Genomic DNA, 22919 nt, shown 5'->3' on the forward strand with positions numbered 1-22919 from the left:
GACCACAAGGCAGGCTGTCGCCCGCCCATATCTTGCTTTCACGAAATCCCTTTCGTCGGCGCCCCTCCGCCGAGCTGCGGAAATGGGCGTGCCGAAGGTCCGACACGGCCGTTCCGTGTCGGTTCGCTGTGCGTTCACCCGCCGGAATCCCTCGGGGCATGCGAAATCGGACCGTGACCCGCCCATGGGTACACGGCCTCGCACGAGGTGCGCCGGTCAGGCGGGGGGATTTCTAATCACTGATCTGATGTGACGTCAACCGACCGCACATTTCCGGCATTTGATTTCCGGTGCTGTTCCGGACAGGGCATGTCCGGGGCGGAGACGCCCCTTCTATCCCAGCCCCTCCGCCAGTACCTCCGCGAGGTGCCGGGCCCGCCGCCCCGCCAGGTGGTCCAGCTGGGTCCGGCACGAGAAGCCGTCGGCGAGCAGCACCGCGTCGTCGCCCGCCGCCGCGACCGCCGGGAGGAGCCGGTCCTCGGCGCAGGCCACCGAGACCTCGTAGTGCCCCGGTTCGAAGCCGAAGTTCCCGGCGAGGCCGCAGCAGCCCCCGCTCAACTCGCCGTTCAGCCCGGCGCGTTCGCGGAGCCTCCGCTCGGCCGCGTCGCCCAGCACCGCGTGCTGGTGGCAGTGCGTCTGCCCGGCCGCCGGCCGGTCCAGGCGCGGCGGCGTCCACTGCGGAGCCAGCTCCTCCAGGGCCGAGGCGAAGGTGCGCACCGAGGCCGCGAGCCGCGCCGCCCGCGGATCGTCCGGGAGCAGCTCCGGCAGGTCCGTCCGCAGCGTCGCCGCGCAGGACGGCTCCAGGACCACCACCGGCCGCCCGAGCACCGGCTCCACCACGTCCAGGGTGCGCCGCATCACCGCGCGGGCCCGGTCCAGTTGCCCGGTCGACACGTACGTCAGCCCGCAGCACACCCGCCCCGGCGGCAGTCCCGTCGCGATCCCGGCCGCGTCCAGGACCCGTACCGCCGCCTCGCCCACCTCCGGGGCGAGGTGGTTGGTGAAGGTGTCCGGCCACAGCACCGCGTCCTCGCCGGCGAGCACACCGTGCCGCGCGACGAAGCTCCGCGCCGCCGGCCGCGGCAGCGGCCGCTCGGGCGTCACGCCCGCGAGCCGCGCCGCGTACGGCAGCCGCGTGCCGGCCGCCACCAGCCAGCGGGCTCGCGCCAGCCACTCCGGCAGCCGGCCGACCGTCCAGTGCGAGCGGGGCCGCCGCCAGGGGCGGCCCCGGTAGTAGCCGTCGGTGAACTCCGCCTTGTACGCGGCCATGTCCACGCCCACGGGGCAGTCGCTGCGGCAGCCCTTGCAGGACAGGCACAGGTCGAGCGCCTCGCGGACCTCCTCCGAGCGCAGCCCGTCCGTGATCACCTCGCCGAGCGCCATCTCGTGCAGCAGCCGCGCCCGGCCGCGCGTCGAGTGCCGCTCCTCCCCCGTCGCCCGGTACGAGGGGCACATCACCGACGGCCCCGGAACCGGGCCCTCCACCCGGCACTTCGCGACGCCCACGCAGCGCGCCACCTCGCGCCCCAGGCCCACCACCGGCAGCCCCGTGAAGCGCAGGTTCTCGTCGAGCCGCCCCGGCCGCACCAGCATCCCCGGGTTGAGGCCGCCCGCCGGGTCCCACAGGTCCTTGACCCGGCCGAACAGCCCGACCAGCTCGTCCCCGTACATCCTCGGCAGCAGTTCGGCGCGGGCCACCCCGTCCCCGTGCTCCCCGGACAGCGAGCCGCCGTGCGCCACCACGAGGTCCGCGGCGGCCTCGGAGAACTCCCGGAACCGGCCCACCCCTTCGCCCGTCCACAGGTCGAAGTCGACGCGCACGTGGATGCAGCCGTCGCCGAAGTGCCCGTACGGAGTGCCCCGCAGCCCGTGTTCCGCGAGCAGGGCCCGGAAGTCCCGCAGGTACCCGCCGAGGCGGGCGGGCGGCACCGCACAGTCCTCCCAGCCGGGCCACGCCTCCGTGCCGTCCGGCATCCGGGTCGCCGTGCCCGCCGCGTCCTCGCGGATCCGCCACAGCGCCCGCTGCCCGGCCGGGTCGCTCACCACCGCCGCGTCCAGCGCGTCCGCGGCCCGCACCAGCCGCGCGGCCGCGTCCGGCCCGTCGACCTCGCAGAACAGCCAGGCCCCGCCCCGGGGCAGCCCCGCGGCGCCCCGGACGAGGTCGGCGGCCATGCCCTCCACGGTCAGCGGGCCCAGCGGCAGCAGCCCCGCCGCCGCGTCCGCCGCCGCGCTCTCGTCCGGGTACCCGAGGACCGCCAGCACCGGCGCGGACGGCAGCGGCACCAGGCGCACGGTCGCCTCCGTCACCACCCCGAGCGTCCCCTCGCTCCCGCAGAACGAGCGGACCACGTCGCCGCCCCGCTCCGGCAGCAGCGCGTCCAGCGCGTAACCGGAGATCCGGCGGGGCAGGCCCGACGGGTAGCCGGTCCGCAGCGCCGCCAGGTTCCGGCCGACCAGCTCGCGCAGCCCGTCCGGCGCGCCCCGCCAGTCCCGCCCGAGCCGCAGCGCCGCTCCCCCGTAGGTGAGGACGTCGAGGCCGGTGACGTTGTCGGCGGTGGTGCCCCAGGCCACCGAGTGCGCCCCGCAGGCGTTGTTGCCGATCATCCCGCCGAGGGTGCAGCGGCTGTGCGTGGACGGGTCGGGCCCGAAGGTCAGCCCGTACGGGCGGGCCGCCGCCCGCAGCCGGTCGAGGACCGCACCCGGCTGGACGACGGCCGTCCGGGCCTCGGGGTCGACCGACACGACGGCGCGCATGTGGCGGGTGAAGTCGAGCACCACGCCGGTGCCGGTGGCCTGCCCGGCGATCGACGTGCCCGCCCCGCGCGCCACGACGGGCACGTCGTGCTCCCGGCAGACCTCCAGGGCCGCGGCCACGTCGCCGGCGTCGCGCGGGGCCACCACGCCCAGCGGCACGCGCCGGTAGTTGGAGGCGTCCATGCTGGTCAGGGCGCGGGCGGTGGAGGAGAAGTCGACGTCGCCGCGCAGCGCCCGGCGCAGTGCGTCCCTCAGTGCGTCCCGCGGTGCCTCGTGTGTTCCCACGAGGCCAGCATGTCTCACCTCGTCGTCTCATCCGGCGGACAACGGTCCGCCACGGCCCTTCCGACCCGATACGCTCCGCCTCGTGGCTGAGATCCAGATTCCCGCTGACATGAAGCCCGCCGACGGCCGTTTCGGCGCGGGCCCCTCCAAGGTGCGTACGGAGGCGCTGGACGCCCTGGCCGCCACGGGCACGTCCCTGCTCGGCACCTCCCACCGCCAGGCTCCGGTGAAGAACCTGGTCGGCGAGGTGCGCGAGGGCCTCCGCGCGCTCTTCTCGCTGCCCGAGGGCTACGAGGTGATCCTGGGCAACGGCGGCTCCACCGCCTTCTGGGACATCGCGACCCACGGCCTGATCGAGAACAAGTCGCAGCACCTGACCTTCGGCGAGTTCTCCTCCAAGTTCGCCAAGGCCGCGAAGCTGGCGCCCTGGCTGGCCGAGCCCACCGTGATCTCCTCCGACCCGGGCACCCACCCGGAGCCGCGGGCCGAGGCGGGCGTCGACGTGTACGCCTACACCCACAACGAGACCTCGACCGGTGTCGCCGCCCCGCTGAAGCGGGTCGCGGGCGCCGACGAGGGCGCGCTGGTCCTGGTCGACGCGACCTCCGGCGCGGGCGGTCTGCCGGTCGACATCACCGAGACCGACGTCTACTACTTCGCCCCGCAGAAGTCCTTCGCCGCCGACGGCGGCCTGTGGCTCGCGGCGTTCTCCCCGGCCGCCCTGGAGCGCGCCAAGAAGATCCACGAGTCGGGCCGGCACATCCCCGAGTTCTTCTCGCTGCCGACCGCGATCGACAACTCGCTGAAGAACCAGACGTACAACACCCCGGCGCTCGCCACCCTCTTCCTGCTGAACGAGCAGCTGAAGTGGATCAACGGCCAGGGCGGTCTGGACTGGGCCGTGGCCCGCACGAAGCAGTCCGCGCAGAACCTCTACGGCTGGGCCGAGGAGTCCAAGTACGCGACGCCGTTCGTCACCGACCCGGCGAAGCGCTCGCAGGTCATCGGCACGATCGACTTCGCGGACGAGATCGACGCGGCGGCCGTCGCCAAGGCGCTGCGCGCCAACGGCATCGTGGACACCGAGCCGTACCGCAAGCTGGGCCGCAACCAGCTGCGCATCGCGATGTTCCCGGCGATCGACCCGGCGGACGTGCAGGCGCTGACGGCCTGCGTCGACTACGTGATCGAGAAGCTGTAGACGTCAGGCGTCCCCGGAAGGCCCGGCGCGGTGAGCCCACCCGCCGGGCCTTCGGCGCGCTCAGCCCATCTGCGCCTTCACGTGGTCCATCACCTCCATGAACGCGGCGGTGGGCGAGAACTCGACCACGTCGGAGTCCTCCAGCGCCTCGGGGGCGTGGCCGGGGGCCCAGTAGTACGCCTGGCCGGCCTCGTAGACGTCCTCGCCGGAGGCGGTGCGCATCTTGATCCGGCCCTTGAACAGGTAGCCCCAGTGGGGGCACTGGCACAGGTCGTTCTCGAGCCCCTTGAGGGTGGGGCCCATGTCCGTGCCCTGGGGAAGGTGGATGTAGGCCAGGGTCATCTCCCCGACCTCCTGCAGCCGGACCTCCACACCGCCGCCCTCGATGGCGACCGGAATGTCCTCGCGGGTGAATGCCGTCATGATTCCTCCACGGACGGTCCCCCCTGTCTCCATTGTCGTCCCGTGGAGGCGGGCGGCGCAGATCAGCCGCGGCGCAGCAGGCGCTTGAAGCCGACGACGACGGCGGTGGCGAGGGCCAGCACGACGACGCCGAGGCCGAAGCTGCCCTGGTCCTGACCTTCCTGGCCGTCCTGAGCGCCTTCGCCCGCGCCGCCGCCCTTCGCCGGGGGACTCGCGGTGGGGCCGGAGCCGTCGGGCCGCTCGTCGTCCAGGTCCACGCGGAGCACGCGGCTGCCCACGCCCTCCGAGCCGAGCATCGCCGCCGAGCCGTCGAGGGTGTACGTCGCGGACTCCGCCTGCCCCTGGAACGGCGCGCCGATGGAGCGGTCCGCGCCGGGGCGGCCGCCCTGCCACGCGTACTCGCGGGCCATGAGGTAGCCGCGCAGCAGGAGCCGGTCCCCGTCCGGGGAGAACGCGCCGTCGGTGACCCAGGGGACCTCGGCGATCCGGCGGAAGGTGTTGACGCCCTTGGTGCTGAGCCGCGCCGGCCCCTCGTACAAGCCGCCGCCGTCCTCGTGCTTGCTGGCCAGATAGACCCGCCCGGTCTTCGGATGGACCATCAGGGCCTCGGCGTCGCGCGGCCCGTCGGCGTACTTCACGTCGTACTGGACGGCCTGGACGCTCTGGTCGCGCAGGGTCTTCGGCTCGGGGAAGCGGTAGATCCAGACGTGGTCCCAGGAGCCGCCGAGGTTGTCGCCGATGTCGCCGACGTAGACGTGGCCGTCGGGGCCGACGGAGATCGCCTCCATGTCGCGGGGGGTGCCGACGCCGCGGAGGGTGACCGTGGCGACGGTCCGGCCGGTGCGGGAGTCGACGGCGAAGACCCGGGGCTCGTCCTGGTCGTTGTGCGTCCAGTAGACACCGGGGTGGGCGCGGCTGGCGGCGAGCCCGCTGGACTCGGTGACGCGGGTGTCCTCGATCGTGAAGTCGCGGTCCGGTTCGGCGGCCGGGGCGGCCTCGGCGGCGCCGGCCGGGGCGACGGCCGTGCACAGGACCAGGGCCAGGGCGCCGGTGACGCGGAGAGACGATCGCATGGGCTCAAGCGTGCCACGGGCCGGAGAGGGGTGTCGGCCGTCACGTCGCAGGTCGGCCGGGGCGTCCGGGATGATGGCGGGATGCGTTTCATGTTCGTCGGCGACAGTTGCACGGTCGGAAGCGCCGGCGACTACACGTGGCGCTACCGGATGTGGCAGCACCTCGGCCGGTGCCCCGGAGGCCCGTACGAGATCGTGGGCCCGCGCACGGCGCTGTACGAGGCGGGGGCCGACGCGGCCGTCTCGTCCGCGTACGCCGCGCCCGACTTTCCCGAGGAGGCCCGCCGGCACCTGGCCGGCTGGGGCGAGGGCTGGCTGCACATGGCGCCGCTGATCGGCGGGGCGGTGGCGGAGACCGGGGCGGACGTGCTGCTGGTCGCGCTGGGCCTGATCGACCTGGGCTTCTACACGAACAGCGAGCAGACCGCCGACAACGTCCGTGCCTTCGTCGCGGCGGCCCGCGCGGCGAACCCGCGGGTGCGGGCGGTGCTGCTGCCGGTGATCCCGAACGTGCGGGCCGCGTCGGACGCGCCGTTCGCGGCGGAGTGCGAGCGCTTCAACGAGCTGCTGGCCAAGGTCGTCGCCGACCTGGACACGGCCGCGTCGCCGCTGCTGCTGGCCTCGCCGCCGGAGTCGTACGACCTGCGCGCGGACACGTACGACGGCACCCACCCGGGCCCCACGGGCGAGCACAAGCTCGCCGCCGCCTTCGCGGACGCGCTGTACCAGGCGTGGGGCGTGGGCGCGCCGTACCGGGCCTGACGACGGCTACGGCGCGTCGGTGATCGCGTCGACCTCGATCTCGACCAGCCACTCGGGGTCGATGAACCGTGAGACCTCCACGAAGGTGGTCACCGGCCGCACGGCGGCGAAGCGTTCCCCGTGTGCCCTGGCCGCCTCCTTCCAGGCGGTGACGTCGGTGAGCATGATCCGCGTGCGTACGACGTCGTCCAGGGTGGCCCCGGCCTCCGCGAGCGCGGCCTCGGCGATGTCGAGGCAGCGGACGGTCTGCGCGTACACGTCGCCGATGCCGGCGGTCCCGCCGCCCTCGGCGATGGGCGCGGTGCCGGCGACGGCGACGTGCGCGCCCTTGCGGACGGCCCGCGAGAAGCCGATCTCGGGTTCGAGCGGGGAGCCCGAACCGACGTTCCGGCGCGGGGTGTTCAGGTTCAGCGCGAGGTCGATCCAGAGGGCGTCGTCACCGGGCAGCGTGTAGCGGTCGGTCTCGGTGAAGCCGCGGCGCCCGGCGAAGCGCAGGCCGTCCTCGTTGGCCGCGAGGACGCAGGTCTCGACGGTCCGCGCGCCGAGCGCCCGGGCCCGCGCGAGGCCGCGGGCGTACAGGGCGGTGCCGTGCCCGTGGCCGCGGTGCTCGGGCAGGACGCGGGCGATGACGGTGGCCGTGCGGGGCGCGTCGGGGGTCGGCGGGCGGACCGTCGTACAGCCGACGGGCACGTCGCCGAGGTACGCGACCTCCAGCTCGTACCGGCCCGCACGCTCGCGGACCTCGTCGAGCGTGAGCGCGGCGGGCGGGACGATCACGTTGTGGACGTGCCGCCAGTCCTCCAGGACGCGGTCGGTGTCCGGTGCTTCGTAGCGCAGGTGCTCCATCCCGGCAGACAACCGCGCCGTCCGCCGGGCCGTCAACAGCGATTGAGGCGGTTCGCGAGGGTCGAGATCGTGTACGCGCCGATGCCGAGCACGACCTCCAGGGCGTTCTGCCGGGTGTAGCCGTGGGCCTGGAACGCGGCGAGCTCGGCATCGCTCACCGCGCCGCTGGAGGCGAGGACCTGGAGCGTGAACTCGCGTACGGCGGCGAGCCGTTCCGGGTCGGGGACGGGCCCGAGCGCGGCGAACGCGGCCTCGTGCATGCCGACGCACAGGTGGCACTGGTTGCGCGCGGCGACGGTGAGGACGACGGTCTCACGGGCGTGCGGGTCGAGGGTGGTGGAGTCGAAGATCTCGACGAGCTTCAGGAAGCCGTCGAAGGCGTGCGGGGACTCCTTGAAGAGGGTGACGGCGTGGGCGGCGCGGCGGGACAGGTCGGACGGCAAGGGGACCCCCGGATAGGATCGACAACATGGTTGACCAGTTCGACGAGGAAAACGTAAACCAGGTTGTCGATCGCGGCAAGGGAATTGCGGACGGCCACGGCTACGAGCTGCCGCTGCTGCTCTTCGGCGGCTTCCGCACCCTGATCGACCGCCTGCACGCCCGCCTCGCCCAGGAGGGCCACGCCGGCTTCCGCCCCGCGCACGGCTTCGCCCTGCAGGCCGTGGCGGCGGGCGGCCCGGCCGGGGCGACGGCGAGCGACGTGGGGCGCCGGCTCGGCGTGTCCAAGCAGGCGGCCGGCAAGACCCTCGACCGCCTCCTCGCCCTGGGCTACGTCGAACGCGCCGACGACCCCGCCGACGCCCGCCGCAAGCTCGTCCGCCTGACCCCGGCCGGCCTCGACGCCCTCGCCCGCTCGGCCGCGATCTTCGACGAGCTGCGCGCGGAGTGGGCCGCGACCCTGGGCCCGGAGCGCGTACGCGACCTGGAGGCCGCCCTGCGCACCGTCGTCCCGCCGGAGACCGCGTACCGGCTCGACGCCCCGAGCTGGCTCGGCGGGGCGTGAGACGGCCGGGCGTGACCCGGCCGGCCCGGAGGGGCGTGACCGCCCGGCCCGGGCGGCTCACGCCGGGCCGCGGCCGAACACCTCCGTGGCGATCGCCTGGGCCACCGCGTCGCCGTTCGCGTCACGCCCCGTCTCGTTCGGGTGCAGGAACCACGGGTGGCGCCGGTCGAGGAGGGTGACGGCCGAGGGTTCCAGGAGGCCGCCGGTCGCGCGGTCCGCGCCGTCGCAGGCCGTGGCCCCGCCGGTCGCCGCGTACAGGTCCACGAAGTGCCCGCCGTGCGCCTTGGCGCGCTCGGCCATCAGGGAGTTGAGCGGGGCCTGCACCTTCCGGTCCAGGAACGCCCAGGCCGCCTCCGGGACGTCCGCGAGCGGACGGCCCCCGCCGTCGGGCAGCGCGGTCCGGCAGCGCGTCACGTCCTTCGGGACCAGCCTCGGGTAGCCGACCAGCACCGCGTCCGCCGACGGCGACTCGCTGCGGATCTCCGAGAACAGCTTCTCCAGGTCCTTGTCCGCCTGCTCGAACCGCTGCGCCAGCCAGTCCGCGCCCGCCCCGCGCGCGAAGTACGCGGCGCAGTCCGCCGGTCGCGAGGCGGCGTCCACCGGACGGCCCGGCAGCAACGCGCCCTGCGCCCCGCGCAGCTTCGCCGAGCACTGCTTCAGGATCGGCCCGAGGCCCACCGTGTGCGCCCCGAGGGCCGCCACCACCAGCCGGGTCTCCTTCGTCAACGCCCGCTTCTGGGGCGGCGCGGACGCCACCGAACCGCCGAACCCCTGCTCCTCCCACACGTGCCGCAGCTCCGCCCCCGCGCAGGAGACATCGGCCGTGACGTCCAGCAGGATCGACTGGTCGGCGAGCTGGTCCTCGATCACGTCCGGCAGGTTCTCCTGGGCGCGCACGCACGAGAGCCGGCTCTCGTCGACGGGCGCGATGCCCCAGCCGCCGACGGTCCCGTCGCCGAGGAACACGGCCGGGACGCGCTCCTGGGCGGGCGGGGCGGCGGAGGCGGTGCCGAGCACGACGAGCGCCGCCGCCACGGCGGCGAGCGCGGGGCGGCGCGTACGGGTGGAGGTCATCCTCCGCATTGAAACGGAGGCCGGGGCGCAGGGACATGGCACCGGGCCGCGGTCACCCACGGGGGCGACGCTTCTGTCCACTTCTCGCCACGTACCCGCGGAAACACCCGCAGCCGATGCACAGTCAGATCAACTCTTAGTAACATCACCAGACTTGTCGGACAGAACCCTTCCTTCCGCATGCCTTCGTCTGGGATCTTGCGTCCTCCCCACACATGACATGGCCCGGCCGGCGCCACCAGCGCCACCGGGCCTTCGGAGGACGCATTGTTTTCCCACATATCCAGCCGGCTGAGACTCTCGGCCGTGACGGCCGTCGCCCTCGGGGCGACCATGGCCCTCGCCGGGCCCGTCGGTCTCGCCCACGCGGCGCCGGTCGACACCCCCGAACCCTCCTCTGCCGCCCGCACGACGGCCTCGTCCTCGGCGGCGCGCGCGGCGGCGGCGGAGACGTCCTGGGCGGCGGGCACCCGCGCGTACCTGGTGATCACCGCCCCCGGTGACACCACCGCCGTGCGCACCGCGATCGCGAACAACGGCGGCTCCGTCTTCGCGGCCTACGACGCCATCGGCGTCCTCGTGGCCCACTCGGCGTCGGCCGGCTTCGCCCCGGCGATGCGGGCCGTGACGGGCGTCCAGCAGGTCGGCGCGACGCGCACCTCCGACGTCCCGGCGGACGCCTACAACCCGGCGCTGCCCCCGAACCCCTCGCAGTCGCCGACGACGCTGACCGAGTCGAACCGCTGGGACATGACCCAGATCAAGGCCGACCAGGCCTGGGCCGTCACCACCGGCTCCGCCACCGTCAAGGTCGGCGTCCTGGACACCGGCGTCGACGACCAGCACCAGGACATCGCGCCCAACTTCAACTCCGCGGACTCGGTCTCCTGCGCCTACGGCAAGCCGGACACCCGTCCGGGCGCGTGGCGCGACATCGACACCCACGGCACGCACGTCGCGGGCACCATCGCGGCCGCCAAGAACGGCAAGGGCGTCATCGGCGTCGCGCCGGGCGTGAAGATCTCGTCGGTCCGCATCGCGGAGCAGCCGAGCGGCCTGTTCTTCGCGGAGAACACGATCTGCGGCTTCGTCTGGGCCGGTGACCACGGCTTCAAGGTCACCAACAACAGCTATTACACCGACCCGTGGCAGTTCAACTGCCCGGACAACGTCGACCAGGCCGCCATCATCGAGGGCGTCCGGCGCGCGCAGGCGTACGCCGAGGGCAAGGGCTCGCTCCAGATCGCCGCCGCCGGCAACTCCAACTACGACCTGGCGAACAAGACGACCGACTCCGAGAGCCCCAACGACTCGACGCCGGTCACCCGCACGATCACCAACGCCTGCATCGACATCCCGACCGAGCTGCCGGGCGTCGTCACCGTCGCGGCCATGGGCCGGGGCAACGTCAAGGCGTCGTACTCCAACTTCGGGAACAACGTCATCGACGTCGCGGCCCCCGGCGGCGACGGCTCGTACGGCGTCTACTCGACGCTGCCGGGCGGCAAGTACGGCAACAAGAACGGCACGTCGATGGCGTCCCCGCACGTGGCGGGCGTCGCGGCGCTGCTCGCGAGCGTCGACCCGACGCTCACCCCGGCCGGCCTGCGCGACAAGCTGAACTCCCAGGCGAACGACACCGCCTGCCCCGCCGACAGCCGCTGCACCGGCACCACCGCCAAGAACGGCTTCTTCGGCGAGGGCCAGGTCGACGCGCTCAAGGCCGTCTCCGGCAGCACCCCGCCGCCCGGCGCGTACTTCGAGAACCTGACCGACGTGACCATCGCGGACAACGCCACGGTCGAGAGCCCGATCACGGTCAGCGGCGTCACGGGCAACGCCCCGGCCACGCTGAAGGTGGGCGTCGACATCAAGCACACCTACATCGGTGACCTGAAGGTCGACCTGGTGGCCCCGGACGGCACGGTCTACACGCTGCACAACCGGACCGGCAGCGGCACGGACAACATCGCCCAGACGTACACCGTCAACGCCTCCGCGGAGGTCGCGAACGGCGTCTGGAAGCTGCGCGTGAACGACAACGCCGCGCAGGACACCGGCAGGATCGACGCCTGGAACCTGACCTTCTAGGCGACGGGGCGGAACCCGGCCCGCCGGGTTCCGCCCGACCCGCTCCCTTGCCTGGAGCGGACTCGAAGCAGTTGGCTGGTGGCCCATGAAGTACACGCAGCTCGGACGCACCGGACTCAAGGTCAGCCGACTCGTCCTCGGCACGATGAACTTCGGTCCGCAGACCGACGAACCGACCAGTCACGCCATCATGGACGCCGCCCTCGACGCGGGCGTCAACTTCGTCGACACCGCCAACGTCTACGGCTGGGGCGAGAACAAGGGCCGCACCGAGGAGATCATCGGCTCCTGGTTCGCCCAGGGCGGCGGCCGCCGCGACCGCACGGTGCTCGCCACGAAGGTGTACGGGAACATGGGCGCCGACGGCGACCGCTGGCCCAACCACGACCGGCTCTCGGCGCTGAACATCCGCCGCGCCGTCGACGCCAGCCTCAAGCGGCTGCGGACCGACCACATCGACCTCTACCAGTTCCACCACATCGACCGCCGGACCCCCTTCGACGAGATCTGGCAGGCCATCGACGTCCTGATCGGCCAGGGCAAGATCCTCTACGCGGGCTCGTCCAACTTCCCCGGCTACAAGATCGCCCAGGCCAACGAGGCCGCCGCCCGGCGCGGCATGGTCGGCCTGGTCAGCGAGCAGTGCCTGTACAACCTCGCCGAGCGGCGCGCGGAGATGGAGGTCGTCCCGGCGGCCCAGGAGTACGGGCTCGGCGTCATCCCCTGGTCCCCGCTGCACGGCGGGCTGCTCGGCGGCGTCCTGAAGAAGGAGGCCGAGGGCCGGCGGCGGACGCAGGGCCGGTCGGCGGACGCCCTGGCCGTCACGTCCGTACGGGCGCAGGTGCAGGCGTACGAGGACCTGGTCGACAAGCACGGCCTGGAGCCCGGCGAGACGGCGCTGGCCTGGCTGCTCACGCGGCCCGGCGTCACGGGCCCGATCGTCGGCCCGCGGACCGTGGAGCAGCTGGAGGGGGCGCTGCGCGCGGTGGAGCTGGAGCTCGGGGACGAGGTGCTCACGGCCCTGGACGAGATCTTCCCCGGGCCGGGGCCGTCCCCGGAGGCCTTCGCCTGGTGAGGCGCTGAGGCGGTGAGGCGTGTCGGGGCGGGCCGGTACTCCGCTACTGGCCCGTCACCGAGGCCACCGCGATGATCGCGAACAGGAGCACCAGCACGCCGGCCATGATCTGGTTTCGGGTCTTCGGATCCACCCTTCGAGCGTAACCCGGCGGGTCAGCCGCCCTGGCCGAGGGGCCAGGTGTCGAGGGTCTCGTACCGGGGGCCCTCGCCGGGGACCCCGCTCGCGGGCAGGTGGGAGCGGACGAGCGCCAGCTCGCCGGTCTCCCACCGGCCGCCCTCGAACCGCTCCAGCGCCTCGACGAACGGCCGCAGGTCCGCCGGGACGCCGGGGCGGGCCCGGGCGACGGTGAGGTGGGCGTGGAAGGCCCGGTGCTCGTCCATGGGGATGCCGGCGCGCCGGGCGGCCGCGTCGGCGCGCTCGGCGAGCAGCCGCAGGTCGTCCAGCCCGCCGGCCGCGCCGGTCCACAGGGTCCGCTGCCCGAAGCGGCCGCCGCCGTGCAGGCGCAGCGGGAACGGGGCGGTGCGGTGGGCGGCGCGGGCGAGCCGGGCGCGCAGGTCGGGCAGCAGGGCCTCGTCGACCTCGCCCATGAACGCGAGGGTGAAGTGCCAGCCGGGCCGGCCGGTCCAGCGCAGGGCGTCGGCACCGGGGAGGCGGAGCAGCTCGTCGACCTCGGCGGCGAGCTCGGCGAGCCGGGCGGGCGGGGCAGGACGGCGGTGAAAAGCCTCATGCCGCGAGTCTGACAGCCACCCGGCCGCTGCCACCGGGCTACGCGGCCGGCTCCAGGGCCGGCTGCGTGCGCTTGACCAGGTGGACCCTCGGGTGGCCGTGGTGCCAGTGGAGGCGGGGCTTCACGCCGACCGCCCGGGTGAGGATCAGGCCCACCGTCGTGGCGGCCGCCAGGGTCATGAGGCCACCCGTGGCGAAGCCGACGCGCGCGCCGTACTCGTCCGTCAGCCAGCCGACGATCGGGGCGCCGATGGGCGTGCCGCCGACGAAGACCATCATGTACAGGCTCATCACCCGGCCCCGCATGACCGGGTCGGTCGCGAGCTGGACGGCCGAGTTCGCCGTCACGTTCACCGTGAGGCCGACCGTGCCGATCGGGACCAGCAGCAGCGCGAAGATCCAGAACGCGGGGGCGAGCGCGGCGAGGACCTCCAGGACGCCGAACAGCGCCGCCGCGCCGACGAGCATCCGCAGCCGTGTGCTGCCGCGCTTGGCCGCGAGCAGCGCGCCGGCCAGCGAGCCGGCCGCCATCAGCGTGTTGAGCAGGCCGTACGTGCCGGCGCCGACGTGGAACACGTCGTCCGCGAAGGCCGTCAGCCAGATCGGGAAATTGAAGCCGAAGGTGCCGACGAAGCCCACGAGCACGATCGGCCAGATCAGCTCGGGCCGCCCGGCCACATAGCGCAGGCCCTCCCGGAGCTGTCCCTTGCCGCGCGGCGCCCGCTCGGTGCGGTGCAGCTCGGCCGGGCGCATCATCAGCAGCCCGGTCAGCGGGGCGAGGAAGAACAGGCCGTTCAGCAGGAACGCCCAGCCGCTGCCCACCGAGGCGATCAGCAGACCGGCCACGGCGGGGCCGACGAGGCGGGCGCTCTGGAAGTTCGCCGAGTTCAGGGAGACCGCGTTGCGCAGCTGGCCGGGGCCGACCATCTCGGACACGAACGACTGCCGGGCCGGGTTGTCGACGACGGTGACCATGCCGAGCAGGAAGGCCACCAGGTACACGTGCCAGACCTGGATGTGTCCGGAGAGCGTGAGCGCCGCGAGGGCGAGGCCGCACAGGCCGAGCGCGCCCTGGCTGATCAGGAGGATGCGCCGCTTCGGGTAGCGGTCGGCGAGCACGCCGCCGTACAGGCCGAACAGGAGCATCGGCAGGAACTGCAGCGCCGTGGTGATGCCGACGGCGGCGGAGGAACCGGTGAGCGTGAGCACCAGCCAGTCCTGGGTGATCCGGGCCATCCAGGTGCCGGTGTTGGAGACGATCGCTCCGGTGAAGAAGAGGCGGTAGTTGCGGATCCGGAGGGAGGAGAACGTTCCCCGGTCCGCGGGGGTGTCGTGGTGCGGTGTGCTGACGGGTGCGGAGTGTGCTCCGGGTCCCGTGCTCAAGGTGCGTCGCCTCCTCGGCTGGCAGGGTCAGAGGTGTGCGAGCTTCTCCAGGACCGGCGCGGCCGCACGCAGCCTCGCCCACTCGTCCTCGTCCAGACCCTCGGCGAGCGCGGCCAGCCAGGCGTTCCGCTTGCGGCGGCTCTCCTCGAGCATGGCCTCGGCCACCTCGGTCGGGCTGACCACCTTCTGCCGGCGGTCGTCGGGATGCGGCTCGAGCCGGACCAGTCCCTTGGCCTCCAGCAGTGCCACGATGCGGGTCATGGACGGCGGCTGCACGTGCTCCTTGCGGGCCAGCTCACCGGGGGTGGCCGAGCCGCACAGGTGGAGGGTGCCGAGCACCGACATCTCGGTGGGGCTGAGCGACTCGTCGACGCGCTGGTGTTTCAGGCGTCGGCCGAGCCGCATCACCGCCGAGCGGAGCGCGTTCACGGCCGCCGCGTCTTCGGCGGTGCCGTGGGACAGGTCAGGCATGTTCTTTAGCGTAACTCATTACTCTTCCTAAAGACCACTCGGTTTCACGCCCTCATGCGCACTCGTTGAATGTGTCACCCAAATGAGTGAGAGCCATCCGGAAAGTGACGCATCGGACCAGCCGCTCCCGGACCCTGACTCGCATGGGATCGACAGTGCTCAGCCTGCGCATAGACGGTGAGCTGCTCGACCGGCTCCGGGGGCATGCCGCCAAACGCGGAATGAGCGTCCAGGACTATGTCCTCCGGACGCTCATCCGCGACGATTTCGACGAACGGTTCAAGGCCGCCGTCGACGAGACCGAGAAGTTCTACGGCCCGACGACGGAGACGCGGGCGGCTTCGCCTACGTGAGGCCGAGGGCCGGCATGGCGTAATAGAAGACGAACACGGCCGAGACGACGTACATGGCCGCCGGGACCTCACGGCCCCGGCCGGCCGCCAGCCGCAGCACGCTGAAGGCGATGAAGCCGATGCCGATGCCGTTGGTGATCGAGTACGTGAACGGCATCATCACCATCGCCAGGAACGCCGGCACGGCGATGGTGAAGTCGCTCCAGTCGATGTCCTTGACCGATCCGGCCAGGATCAGGAAGCCCACCGCGAGCAGCGCGGGCGTGGCGGCCTGCGAGGGCACCATCGTGGCCAGCGGCGTGAGGAACAGCGCCACCGAGAACAGACCGCCGGTGACCACCGACGCCAGACCGGTGCGCGCGCCCTCGCCGACGCCGGCCGTGGACTCCACGAAGCAGGTGGTGGCGGAGGACGAGGTCGCGCCGCCGGAGGCGACGGCCAGGCCGTCGACGAGCAGGACCTTGTTGATGCCGGGGAAGTTGCCGTCCTTGTCCATCAGCTTGGCCTCGTCGCCGACGCCGAGGATGGTGCCCATCGCGTCGAAGAAGCAGGACAGCAGCACGGTGAAGACGAAGAGGCAGCCGGTGAGCAGGCCGACCTTGTCGAAGCCGCCGAACAGGCTGACCTCGCCGACCAGACCGAAGTCCGGGGTCGCGACCGGGTTGCCGGGCCACTCCGGGGTGGTCAGGCCCCAGGACGGGACCTTCGCCACGGCGTTGATCACCATGGCGGCGATCGTCATGACCACGATGGAGATCAGGATCGCGCCCGGGACCTTGCGGATGATCAGCGCGAGGGTGAGCAGGGTGCCGAGCACGAACACCAGCACCGGCCAGCCGCCGAGGTGACCGTCGGCGCCGAGCTGCAGCGGGACGGTGGTGTGGGCGGCGTCCGGGATGCGCGAGACGAAGCCCGAGTCGACCAGGCCGATCAGCATGATGAACAGGCCGATGCCGATCGCGATGCCCTTGCGCAGCCCCACCGGCACCGCGTTCATCACGCGCTCCCGCAGGCCCGTCGCCACCAGCAGCATCACCACGAGACCGGCGAGCACCACCATGCCCATGGCGTCGGCCCACGACATCCGCGGGGCGAGCTGGAGGGCGACGACCGTGTTCACGCCGAGGCCGGCCGCCAGCGCGATCGGCACGTTGCCGATGACGCCCATGAGCAGCGTGGACAGGGCCGCGGTCAGGACGGTGGCGGTGACGAGCTGGCCGCCGTCGAGCTGGTGCCCGTACATGTCCTTGGCGCTGCCGAGGATGATCGGGTTCAGCACGATGATGTAGGCCATCGCGAAGAAGGTGGCGAAGCCGCCGCGGACCTCGCGGGCGACGGTGGAGCCGCGCTCGGAGATCTTGAAGAAGCGGTCGACGGCCGAGGCCGGCTGCTGCGGCTCGGGAGGCATGGGGGTGGCCTGGGCGGGGGCCGTGGTGCTCATGAAAGGGTCCTCATCGGGATCTTCGTTGGCGGTTCATACGAGGGAAACCCGCCGGAGGCAAACCGTTTCAGTATGAACACATAAGCGGAAGAGCGTCTATCTCCGCGCGTAGACCCCCGGGGGGCTCCCCCTAGACTGGGCGCATGGCGAAGTGGACCCCCAAGCACGAGGCACCCGAGCCCCTGGAGGGGCCCGTCGTCGCCACCATCATCGGCGGCACGATCCTCTGGTTCGTCCTGTTCCTCGTCCAGGTCCCCTTCTACGGCTGGTACGCCGACCGCAACGCGACCTCGTGGATCTGGACCTGCCTGGCCGGCGCGGGCCTCGGCCTCATCGGCATCTGGTACGTGCGCAAGCGCGACGCGGCGATCAAGCGGGCCCGGGCCGCCGAAGCCGACGGCCTCGGGGAAGCCCCGTAGTACCTCAGGACGATCTCCGTCCTCCCGCAGCCCCAACTTCCCCCGACTCGGCGGGTGAACCCGCCGCTCCGGCCGTACCGTCGGAAACATGACGCAGCGGGCGAAGATCGAGACCGACGATGACGCACGGCCCGACGACGCGCGGGCGCGGCCTCCCGTCGTCCACCGCCCCACCGGACTGACCTCGGCCCAGGTCGCCGAGCGGGTCGCGCTCGGCGAGGTCAACGACGTCCCCGTCCGCAGCTCCCGCTCCGCCGTCGACATCGTGCGGGCCAACGTCTTCACCCGCTTCAACGCGATCATCGGCGTGCTCTGGGTGATCATGCTCTTCGTCGCGCCCATCCAGGACAGCCTGTTCGGCTTCGTGATCATCGCCAACACCGGTATCGGCATCGTCCAGGAGCTGCGCGCCAAGAAGACGCTCGACGGGCTCGCCGTCATCGGCGAGGCCCGGCCCACCGTCCGCCGCGACGGCCTCACCACCGAGGTGTCCACCTCCGAGCTGGTGCTCGGCGACCTGATCGAGCTCGGGCCCGGCGACAAGATCGTGGTGGACGGCGAGGTCGCCGAGGCCGACGGCCTGGAGGTCGACGAGTCGCTGCTGACCGGGGAGGCCGACCCCGTCCTGAAGAAACCCGGCGACCCGCTGATGTCGGGCTCCTTCGTCGTCGCCGGCGGCGGCGCGTTCACCGCCACGAAGGTGGGGCGCGAGGCGTACGCGGCGCAGCTCGCCGAGGAGGCGTCCCGCTTCACCCTCGTCCACTCCGAGCTGCGCTCCGGCATCTCCACGATCCTCAAGTACGTGACGTGGATGATGGTGCCGACCGCGATCGGGCTCGTCATCAGCCAGCTGGTCGTCAAGGACACCGACTTCAAGAACTCGATCGCCCGCACCGTCGGCGGCATCGTCCCGATGATCCCCGAGGGCCTCGTGCTGCTCACCTCCGTCGCCTTCGCGATCGGGGTGATCCGGCTCGGCCGCAAGCAGTGCCTGGTGCAGGAGCTGCCCGCCATCGAGGGCCTGGCCCGCGTCGACGTCGTCTGCCTCGACAAGACCGGCACGCTCACCGAGGGCGGCATGGACGTCACCCAGCTGCGCACCCTGGACGGCTCGGACGAGGCGTACGTGCGCAAGGTCCTCGGCGCGCTCGGCGAGTCCGACCCCCGGCCCAACGCCTCCCTGCAGGCCATCATCGACGCCTACCCGGACAGCGAGGACTGGCGCTGCACCGAGTCGCTGCCGTTCTCCTCCGCCCGCAAGTACAGCGGCGCCGCCTTCAGCGAGGGCGACGGGGAGTCCTCCACGTGGCTGCTCGGCGCGCCCGACGTGCTGCTGCCGGACGGCGATCCGGTGCTGGCCGAGATCGACGACCTCAACGAGCAGGGCCTGCGGGTGCTGCTGCTGGCCCGGGCGGCGGGCGAGCTGGACGCGCCCCGGGTCGCCGAGGGCGCCCGGCCCACCGCCCTGGTCGTCCTGGAGCAGCGGCTGCGGCCGGACGCCGCCGACACGCTGGCGTACTTCGCCGACCAGAACGTGGCCGCGAAGGTGATCTCCGGCGACAACGCGGTCTCCGTCGGCGCGGTCGCCGGCAAGCTGGGCCTGTCCGGCGCGGGGGTCACCGTGGACGCCCGCGCCCTGCCGGCCGACCGGGAGGCGATGGGCCGGGAACTGGACGCCCACACCGTCTTCGGCCGGGTCACCCCGCAGCAGAAGCGCCACATGGTCGGCGCGCTGCAGTCCCGCGGGCACACGGTCGCGATGACCGGCGACGGCGTGAACGACGTCCTCGCGCTGAAGGACGCCGACATCGGCGTCGCCATGGGCTCGGGCTCCGAGGCGACCCGGGCCGTCGCCCAGATCGTGCTGCTGAACAACAGCTTCGCCACCCTGCCGTCGGTGGTCGCCGAGGGCCGCCGGGTGATCGGCAACATCACCCGCGTCGCCACGCTGTTCCTGGTGAAGACGGTGTACTCGGTGCTGCTCGCGATCCTGGTGGTCTGTTCCCAGGTCGAGTACCCGTTCCTGCCGCGTCACCTGACGCTGCTGTCCACGCTGACCATCGGTGTGCCGGCGTTCTTCCTCGCCCTGGCCCCCAACAAGGAGAGGGCGAAACCGAACTTCGTGCGCCGGGTGATGCGGTACGCGATCCCCGGCGGCGTGGTCGCGGCGACGGCGACGTTCACCACGTACCTGATCGCCCGCTCCCACTACAGCGGCGAGGGCGCGCTGAACGCGGAGACCAGCGCCGCGACCCTGACGCTGTTCCTGGTCTCCATGTGGGTGCTGGCGATCGTCGCCCGCCCCTACACCTGGTGGCGGATCGGGCTGGTCGCGGCGATGGGCGGGGCGTTCGTGCTGGTGCTGCTGGTGCCGTGGCTGCAGGAGTTCTTCGCGCTGCGGCTGGTCGGGGTGACCATGCCGTGGACGGCGGTGGCGATCGCGGCGACGGGCGCGGCGCTGCTCGAGTTCACCTGGCGGTGGGTGGACCGGAGGTTCCCGGCGTAACTGGGGCGGTCTTCCGGCGGCGCGGCCATCGGCGCTTCGCGCGGGCCGGCCGGTCCGGGTCCCAGCCGAAGGCGAGGGAGCTGCCGACGACGCCGAGCAGCAGCCCGACGAAGAAGCCGCCCAGGTTGGAGGTCAGCCAGCTCGCCAGGGAGGCGAGGACGGCGACGACCGAGTAGAACAGCCGCTGGCCCGGGTTGAGAACGATCAGCAGCCCGCAGACGATCATGATCACCGGCATGACGTAGCCGATCAGGCTGTCCGCGCCGGCGGTCAGGATCACGGAGACGCTGGCCCGCTGGGTGAGCAGGATCTCGCCGCCGCCGAGGGCGACGGCGAGACCCGCACCGAACGGGCGACGGTGCCGCCAGCGGCGGAAGGCGGCCCGGGGATGCGTACGCGGCTCCGGCCCGGCCTCCCGGGGCTCCTCGGTGGTCGCCGTCCCGTCGGTGCCCTGCGTCATGGTCAGCAGCCCTCCGACGCGAAGCGCATCCGCAGGTCGGGCAGGGTGAACCGGACGGCGGTGGTGGCGTAGTTGGTCTGCCGCAGGTCCTTGAGGCTGACGGTGTCGGCCTGCTGGCCGAAGCTGCCGAGCGGGCCCTTCACCGGCGGTTTGTCGAAGGTGGACGCGTCGCCGCCGATCTCGATGTTGTCGAAGGCGGCGAGCTTGCCGGAGATCTCGGTGGAGTCGGTGGTCAGGCCCGAGGCCTTGACCGTGGTGCCCTTGTCGCCGGCGGTGATCTTCAGGAAGGTGCCGCCGAGCTCCACGCTCTGGCAGAGGTTGGTGAGCTCCGCCTCGCGGATCGCGGTCACGATGACGAGGACCTGACCGCCGGTGTCGCCGGCGTTGGGGCTGCCCTCGGCCATGTTGTCCATGCCGCCGAACTGGCCGAAGCCGCGGCCCTCCAGGGAGTCGGCGGCGACCGTGAACGGCATGCCGGAGATCGCGAACTGGGCGGCGAGCGCGCCCTGGGCGGTGAGGACGACGAGCCCCGCGGCGACGGCCAGGGCCGGTAAGCCCATGGACGCGGCGCGGCGGTAGCGGACCCGGCCGCGGCGCTCGGGCTCCCTGGCGCCCTGGGGGGCTTCGGACAGTGCCATGAGGTGCTCCTGACATAGATGAGGAAACAGACCTGCGCGGCGTGTCCTGGCGCGGACGACGAACGGTCCCCCGACCCGCCTGGGTCTTCCTCCGTGCTGAGGCAGCCGTGCCGCAGGGAACCGTTTCGGAACGTACGCCCGTTATTACTCGCGAGTCAATTGCCGTGCAGAAACCGCTTGTCGTCCGGTCCCGCAAGGCTCCTGCCCGGCCTCCCGCCCGGTCTCACGGCTCCCGGAACGGCGAGAGCACCACGTGCACGAGGGACTCCAGCAGCTCGGGCAGCCGCTCCGACCGCCCCTCGTCGACGGCCCGGTGCACGGCGGCGTGGACGGAGCCGACGACGATGTCCACCAGCTCGGCCCGCCCCACGCCCGCCGGTCCCGGCGGGGCGTCGGAGAAGAACCGGCGAAAACTGGCCAGAAGTTCGGCGCGCGCCCGGCGGCCCGCGGGCCCCACGCACTCGATCTCGACGACCATCGTGGCGAACACCGGGTTGCGCGCCAGGAGTTCGAGCATGGCGCACAGTCCGGCCCGTACGGCGGCGGGCCAGGCGGCCGGTCCGCCGGCCCCGCCGTACGCCTGCTCCATGGCGCGCACGACGATCCGGGTGCCGCCCAGGTACGCGGCGATGACGGCGTCCTCCTTGCCGGAGAACAGCTCGTAGAAGACCGGACGGGTGACTCCGGCGGCCCGGCAGATGTCGCTGATCCGGGCGCCCGCGTAACCGTTGGCGGCGACCGTGCGGGCCACGCCGTCGAGCAGCCGCTCGCGCTGCCGCGACGCCACCTGCTCCGGCGTCAGCCGGCGCGGGCCGGGCCGCAGCGAGCGCTCCGGCTCCCGCCCGGTGCGGGTGCCGGGCAGGACGAGCGCCTCGTCGGCGGCGCGTACGACGTCCATCGGCCACGTCCTCCCGGGGGTGTTGACGGCACCGGCGAGCGGAGTTACAACCCTCATGGGTTTTCCTCTCGGCGCAGACCGGTCCGACTCCGCCGCTCCCACGCGGAGTTGCCCGATCCCCTGCCCCGAGTATCACTCCCGAACGCGCAACACGACACCGCCGCCGGGACATCCGTGGCGCCGGATCGTTCCGGCGGTGGCACGAGGCGGGCAGGAGCCGCTCGCCGTTCACCCCGCGCACCCTCGCACCCCCGCGCACATCCCCACGCCCTCCGGGTGCTCCGCCGTGCCCGGAAGGCCGTGCGCGCCCCACGCGCACCGCCGCGTCATCACACCCCACCGCGAAGGAAGGAACCCCCATGGGCAAGCGCGCCCTTCTCACCTCCACCGGTCTCGCCGTCGCCGCGACGCTGACCGCCGCCCTCACGGCCACCGCGCACGCGACGGCCGCCGCGGGCAACGTGCTGACCACCGGCAGCGCCGGCGGCACGGCCGTCGCCGCCGGCGACGTCCTGACCGCCTCCCTCGCCACCGGCAGCCAGGCGAAGATCACCACCACGGCCGGCGGCAGCAGCGGCATCACCTGCAACTCCTCCGCCTTCACCGCCACGGTCAACACCAACCCGACCGCCCCCGGCACCGCCACCGAGACGCTGACGGCGCACACGCTCAGCAGCTGCACCACCAACATCACCGGCGCCACCGGCGTGCAGAGCATCACCGTCAACAACCTGCCGTACGCCACGGCCGTGACGTCCGGCGGCTCCCTGACGGTGACGGCGGGCGCCGCCGGCCCCCTCCAGACCACGCTGAAGATCAACACGATCCTCGGCCTGACCACCTGCGTCTACCGCGCGACGAGCCTCACGGCCACCCCGTCCAACGCCGACAACTCGCTGACCTTCAGCAACCAGCAGTTCACCAAGTACAGCGGCCCCGGCACCTGCCCCGCGAACGGGTTCTTCAGCGCCAAGTACGGCCCGGTGAAGGACACCACGCAGGGCGGCGCGGTCGTCTTCGTGAACTGACCC

21 protein-coding genes and 1 pseudogene are annotated in these 22919 nt (G+C 72.7%); 9 read left to right on the forward strand and 13 right to left on the reverse strand.

Translation table 11 applies throughout. The annotated features are described in order from the left end of the window. Positions 1 to 333 precede the first annotated feature (333 nt). Complete coding sequence (locus tag ACNJ93_RS13735; RefSeq protein ID WP_418957692.1) at positions 334 to 3039, reverse strand: FAD-binding and (Fe-S)-binding domain-containing protein; 2706 nt, start codon at positions 3037 to 3039, stop codon at positions 334 to 336. A gap of 82 nt (positions 3040 to 3121) precedes the next feature. Here ACNJ93_RS13735 and serC point away from each other — a divergent pair, with 82 nt between their 5' ends. After that, positions 3122 to 4240 carry a phosphoserine transaminase gene (gene serC, locus ACNJ93_RS13740; protein ID WP_418957693.1) on the forward strand — a complete coding sequence of 373 codons (1119 nt, stop codon included), beginning with the start codon at positions 3122 to 3124 and terminating at the stop codon, positions 4238 to 4240. A gap of 60 nt (positions 4241 to 4300) precedes the next feature. Here serC and ACNJ93_RS13745 read toward each other — a convergent pair whose 3' ends face one another. After that, positions 4301 to 4663: a hypothetical protein gene (locus ACNJ93_RS13745; RefSeq protein WP_418957694.1), complete on the reverse strand. Its 363-nt coding sequence runs from the start codon at positions 4661 to 4663 to the stop codon at positions 4301 to 4303. 62 nt (positions 4664 to 4725) lie between these two features. After that, complete coding sequence (locus tag ACNJ93_RS13750) at positions 4726 to 5736, reverse strand: WD40 repeat domain-containing protein (RefSeq protein ID WP_418957695.1); 1011 nt, start codon at positions 5734 to 5736, stop codon at positions 4726 to 4728. 81 nt (positions 5737 to 5817) lie between these two features. Between ACNJ93_RS13750 and ACNJ93_RS13755 the strand changes: the two genes are divergently transcribed. Continuing rightward, positions 5818 to 6498, forward strand: a complete 681-nt coding sequence (locus ACNJ93_RS13755; RefSeq protein ID WP_418957696.1) for a GDSL-type esterase/lipase family protein — start codon at positions 5818 to 5820, stop codon at positions 6496 to 6498. Between the two features lie 6 nt (positions 6499 to 6504). Here ACNJ93_RS13755 and ACNJ93_RS13760 read toward each other — a convergent pair whose 3' ends face one another. Together ACNJ93_RS13760 and ACNJ93_RS13765 are read right to left on the reverse strand one after the other, a co-directional pair. Next, entirely contained in the window at positions 6505 to 7344 is an 840-nt protein-coding gene (locus ACNJ93_RS13760) for a GNAT family N-acetyltransferase (RefSeq protein WP_418957697.1), read from the reverse strand. Positions 7345 to 7376: 32 nt separating this feature from the next. Continuing rightward, complete coding sequence (locus ACNJ93_RS13765; protein WP_418957698.1) at positions 7377 to 7787, reverse strand: carboxymuconolactone decarboxylase family protein; 411 nt, start codon at positions 7785 to 7787, stop codon at positions 7377 to 7379. A 26-nt stretch (positions 7788 to 7813) separates the two neighbouring features. Between ACNJ93_RS13765 and ACNJ93_RS13770 the strand changes: the two genes are divergently transcribed. After that, positions 7814 to 8350: a MarR family winged helix-turn-helix transcriptional regulator gene (locus tag ACNJ93_RS13770; protein ID WP_418957699.1), complete on the forward strand. Its 537-nt coding sequence runs from the start codon at positions 7814 to 7816 to the stop codon at positions 8348 to 8350. Between the two features lie 57 nt (positions 8351 to 8407). Here the strand turns inward: ACNJ93_RS13770 and ACNJ93_RS13775 are convergent, their stop codons facing one another. Beyond that, positions 8408 to 9424, reverse strand: coding sequence for an SGNH/GDSL hydrolase family protein (locus ACNJ93_RS13775; protein ID WP_418957700.1), 1017 nt, complete (start codon positions 9422 to 9424; stop codon positions 8408 to 8410). 306 nt (positions 9425 to 9730) lie between these two features. On the opposite strand from ACNJ93_RS13775, the gene ACNJ93_RS13780 reads away from it, so the two are divergent. Continuing rightward, positions 9731 to 11515, forward strand: coding sequence for a S8 family serine peptidase (locus tag ACNJ93_RS13780; RefSeq protein ID WP_418957701.1), 1785 nt, complete (start codon positions 9731 to 9733; stop codon positions 11513 to 11515). Positions 11516 to 11600: 85 nt separating this feature from the next. Continuing rightward, on the forward strand, positions 11601 to 12590 hold the full coding sequence (locus ACNJ93_RS13785) for an aldo/keto reductase (RefSeq protein WP_418957702.1): 990 nt from the start codon (positions 11601 to 11603) through the stop codon (positions 12588 to 12590). A 155-nt stretch (positions 12591 to 12745) separates the two neighbouring features. Here ACNJ93_RS13785 and thpR read toward each other — a convergent pair. The 3 genes and pseudogenes from thpR to ACNJ93_RS13800 form a co-directional block, all read right to left on the reverse strand. Next, positions 12746 to 13320 (reverse strand): annotated as a pseudogene (gene thpR / locus ACNJ93_RS13790) (RNA 2',3'-cyclic phosphodiesterase). A gap of 38 nt (positions 13321 to 13358) precedes the next feature. Continuing rightward, complete coding sequence (locus tag ACNJ93_RS13795; RefSeq protein WP_418957703.1) at positions 13359 to 14702, reverse strand: MFS transporter; 1344 nt, start codon at positions 14700 to 14702, stop codon at positions 13359 to 13361. Between the two features lie 27 nt (positions 14703 to 14729). Next, on the reverse strand, positions 14730 to 15173 hold the full coding sequence (locus tag ACNJ93_RS13800; protein WP_418957704.1) for a MarR family winged helix-turn-helix transcriptional regulator: 444 nt from the start codon (positions 15171 to 15173) through the stop codon (positions 14730 to 14732). 143 nt (positions 15174 to 15316) lie between these two features. Here ACNJ93_RS13800 and ACNJ93_RS13805 point away from each other — a divergent pair, with 143 nt between their 5' ends. Next, a complete protein-coding gene (locus ACNJ93_RS13805) occupies positions 15317 to 15526 on the forward strand; it encodes a ribbon-helix-helix protein, CopG family (RefSeq protein ID WP_418957705.1) in 210 nt (69 codons plus the stop codon). Here ACNJ93_RS13805 and ACNJ93_RS13810 read toward each other — a convergent pair. Then, positions 15519 to 16967 carry an NCS2 family permease gene (locus ACNJ93_RS13810; RefSeq protein WP_418957706.1) on the reverse strand — a complete coding sequence of 483 codons (1449 nt, stop codon included), beginning with the start codon at positions 16965 to 16967 and terminating at the stop codon, positions 15519 to 15521. The two genes, ACNJ93_RS13805 and ACNJ93_RS13810, sit on opposite strands and share 8 nt — an antisense overlap. 143 nt (positions 16968 to 17110) lie before the next feature. On the opposite strand from ACNJ93_RS13810, the gene ACNJ93_RS13815 reads away from it, so the two are divergent. Together ACNJ93_RS13815 and ACNJ93_RS13820 are read left to right on the forward strand one after the other, a co-directional pair. Beyond that, on the forward strand, positions 17111 to 17386 hold the full coding sequence (locus ACNJ93_RS13815) for a DUF2530 domain-containing protein (protein ID WP_418957707.1): 276 nt from the start codon (positions 17111 to 17113) through the stop codon (positions 17384 to 17386). 88 nt (positions 17387 to 17474) lie between these two features. Continuing rightward, positions 17475 to 19892, forward strand: coding sequence for an HAD-IC family P-type ATPase (locus ACNJ93_RS13820; protein ID WP_418957708.1), 2418 nt, complete (start codon positions 17475 to 17477; stop codon positions 19890 to 19892). On the opposite strand, the gene ACNJ93_RS13825 is transcribed toward ACNJ93_RS13820, so the two are convergent. The 3 genes from ACNJ93_RS13825 to ACNJ93_RS13835 all read right to left on the reverse strand — a co-directional run bounded on the left by ACNJ93_RS13825 (position 19855) and on the right by ACNJ93_RS13835 (position 21888). Next, a complete protein-coding gene (locus ACNJ93_RS13825; RefSeq protein WP_418957709.1) occupies positions 19855 to 20352 on the reverse strand; it encodes a DUF6114 domain-containing protein in 498 nt (165 codons plus the stop codon). The genes ACNJ93_RS13820 and ACNJ93_RS13825 overlap by 38 nt on opposite strands. Before the next feature lie 2 nt (positions 20353 to 20354). Beyond that, on the reverse strand, positions 20355 to 20990 hold the full coding sequence (locus tag ACNJ93_RS13830; RefSeq protein ID WP_418957710.1) for a DUF6230 family protein: 636 nt from the start codon (positions 20988 to 20990) through the stop codon (positions 20355 to 20357). A 223-nt stretch (positions 20991 to 21213) separates the two neighbouring features. Next, a complete protein-coding gene (locus ACNJ93_RS13835) occupies positions 21214 to 21888 on the reverse strand; it encodes a TetR/AcrR family transcriptional regulator (protein WP_418957711.1) in 675 nt (224 codons plus the stop codon). A gap of 359 nt (positions 21889 to 22247) precedes the next feature. Here ACNJ93_RS13835 and ACNJ93_RS13840 point away from each other — a divergent pair, with 359 nt between their 5' ends. Then, positions 22248 to 22916, forward strand: coding sequence for a Tat pathway signal sequence domain protein (locus tag ACNJ93_RS13840; protein ID WP_418957712.1), 669 nt, complete (start codon positions 22248 to 22250; stop codon positions 22914 to 22916). Positions 22917 to 22919: the final 3 nt, after the last annotated feature.

Origin of the sequence: Streptomyces tritici (assembly GCF_048500665.1) — a bacterium.
GTDB lineage: Bacteria > Actinomycetota > Actinomycetes > Streptomycetales > Streptomycetaceae > Streptomyces > Streptomyces tritici.

Bases quoted from the DNA above. Each gene is read 5' to 3' on its own strand.
- ACNJ93_RS13825 (WP_418957709.1), bottom strand. From the start codon at position 20,352: ATGACGCAGGGCACCGACGGGACGGCGACCACCGAGGAGCCCCGGGAG.
- ACNJ93_RS13830 (WP_418957710.1), bottom strand. From the start codon at position 20,990: ATGGCACTGTCCGAAGCCCCCCAGGGCGCCAGGGAGCCCGAGCGCCGC.
- ACNJ93_RS13755 (WP_418957696.1), top strand. From the start codon at position 5,818: ATGCGTTTCATGTTCGTCGGCGACAGTTGCACGGTCGGAAGCGCCGGC.
- ACNJ93_RS13785 (WP_418957702.1), top strand. From the start codon at position 11,601: ATGAAGTACACGCAGCTCGGACGCACCGGACTCAAGGTCAGCCGACTC.
- ACNJ93_RS13760 (WP_418957697.1), bottom strand. From the start codon at position 7,344: ATGGAGCACCTGCGCTACGAAGCACCGGACACCGACCGCGTCCTGGAG.
- ACNJ93_RS13815 (WP_418957707.1), top strand. From the start codon at position 17,111: ATGGCGAAGTGGACCCCCAAGCACGAGGCACCCGAGCCCCTGGAGGGG.
- ACNJ93_RS13840 (WP_418957712.1), top strand. From the start codon at position 22,248: ATGGGCAAGCGCGCCCTTCTCACCTCCACCGGTCTCGCCGTCGCCGCG.
- ACNJ93_RS13745 (WP_418957694.1), bottom strand. From the start codon at position 4,663: ATGACGGCATTCACCCGCGAGGACATTCCGGTCGCCATCGAGGGCGGC.
- ACNJ93_RS13835 (WP_418957711.1), bottom strand. From the start codon at position 21,888: ATGGACGTCGTACGCGCCGCCGACGAGGCGCTCGTCCTGCCCGGCACC.
- ACNJ93_RS13805 (WP_418957705.1), top strand. From the start codon at position 15,317: ATGGGATCGACAGTGCTCAGCCTGCGCATAGACGGTGAGCTGCTCGAC.
- ACNJ93_RS13775 (WP_418957700.1), bottom strand. From the start codon at position 9,424: ATGACCTCCACCCGTACGCGCCGCCCCGCGCTCGCCGCCGTGGCGGCG.
- ACNJ93_RS13800 (WP_418957704.1), bottom strand. From the start codon at position 15,173: ATGCCTGACCTGTCCCACGGCACCGCCGAAGACGCGGCGGCCGTGAAC.
- ACNJ93_RS13750 (WP_418957695.1), bottom strand. From the start codon at position 5,736: ATGCGATCGTCTCTCCGCGTCACCGGCGCCCTGGCCCTGGTCCTGTGC.
- ACNJ93_RS13770 (WP_418957699.1), top strand. From the start codon at position 7,814: ATGGTTGACCAGTTCGACGAGGAAAACGTAAACCAGGTTGTCGATCGC.
- ACNJ93_RS13810 (WP_418957706.1), bottom strand. From the start codon at position 16,967: ATGAGCACCACGGCCCCCGCCCAGGCCACCCCCATGCCTCCCGAGCCG.
- ACNJ93_RS13820 (WP_418957708.1), top strand. From the start codon at position 17,475: ATGACGCAGCGGGCGAAGATCGAGACCGACGATGACGCACGGCCCGAC.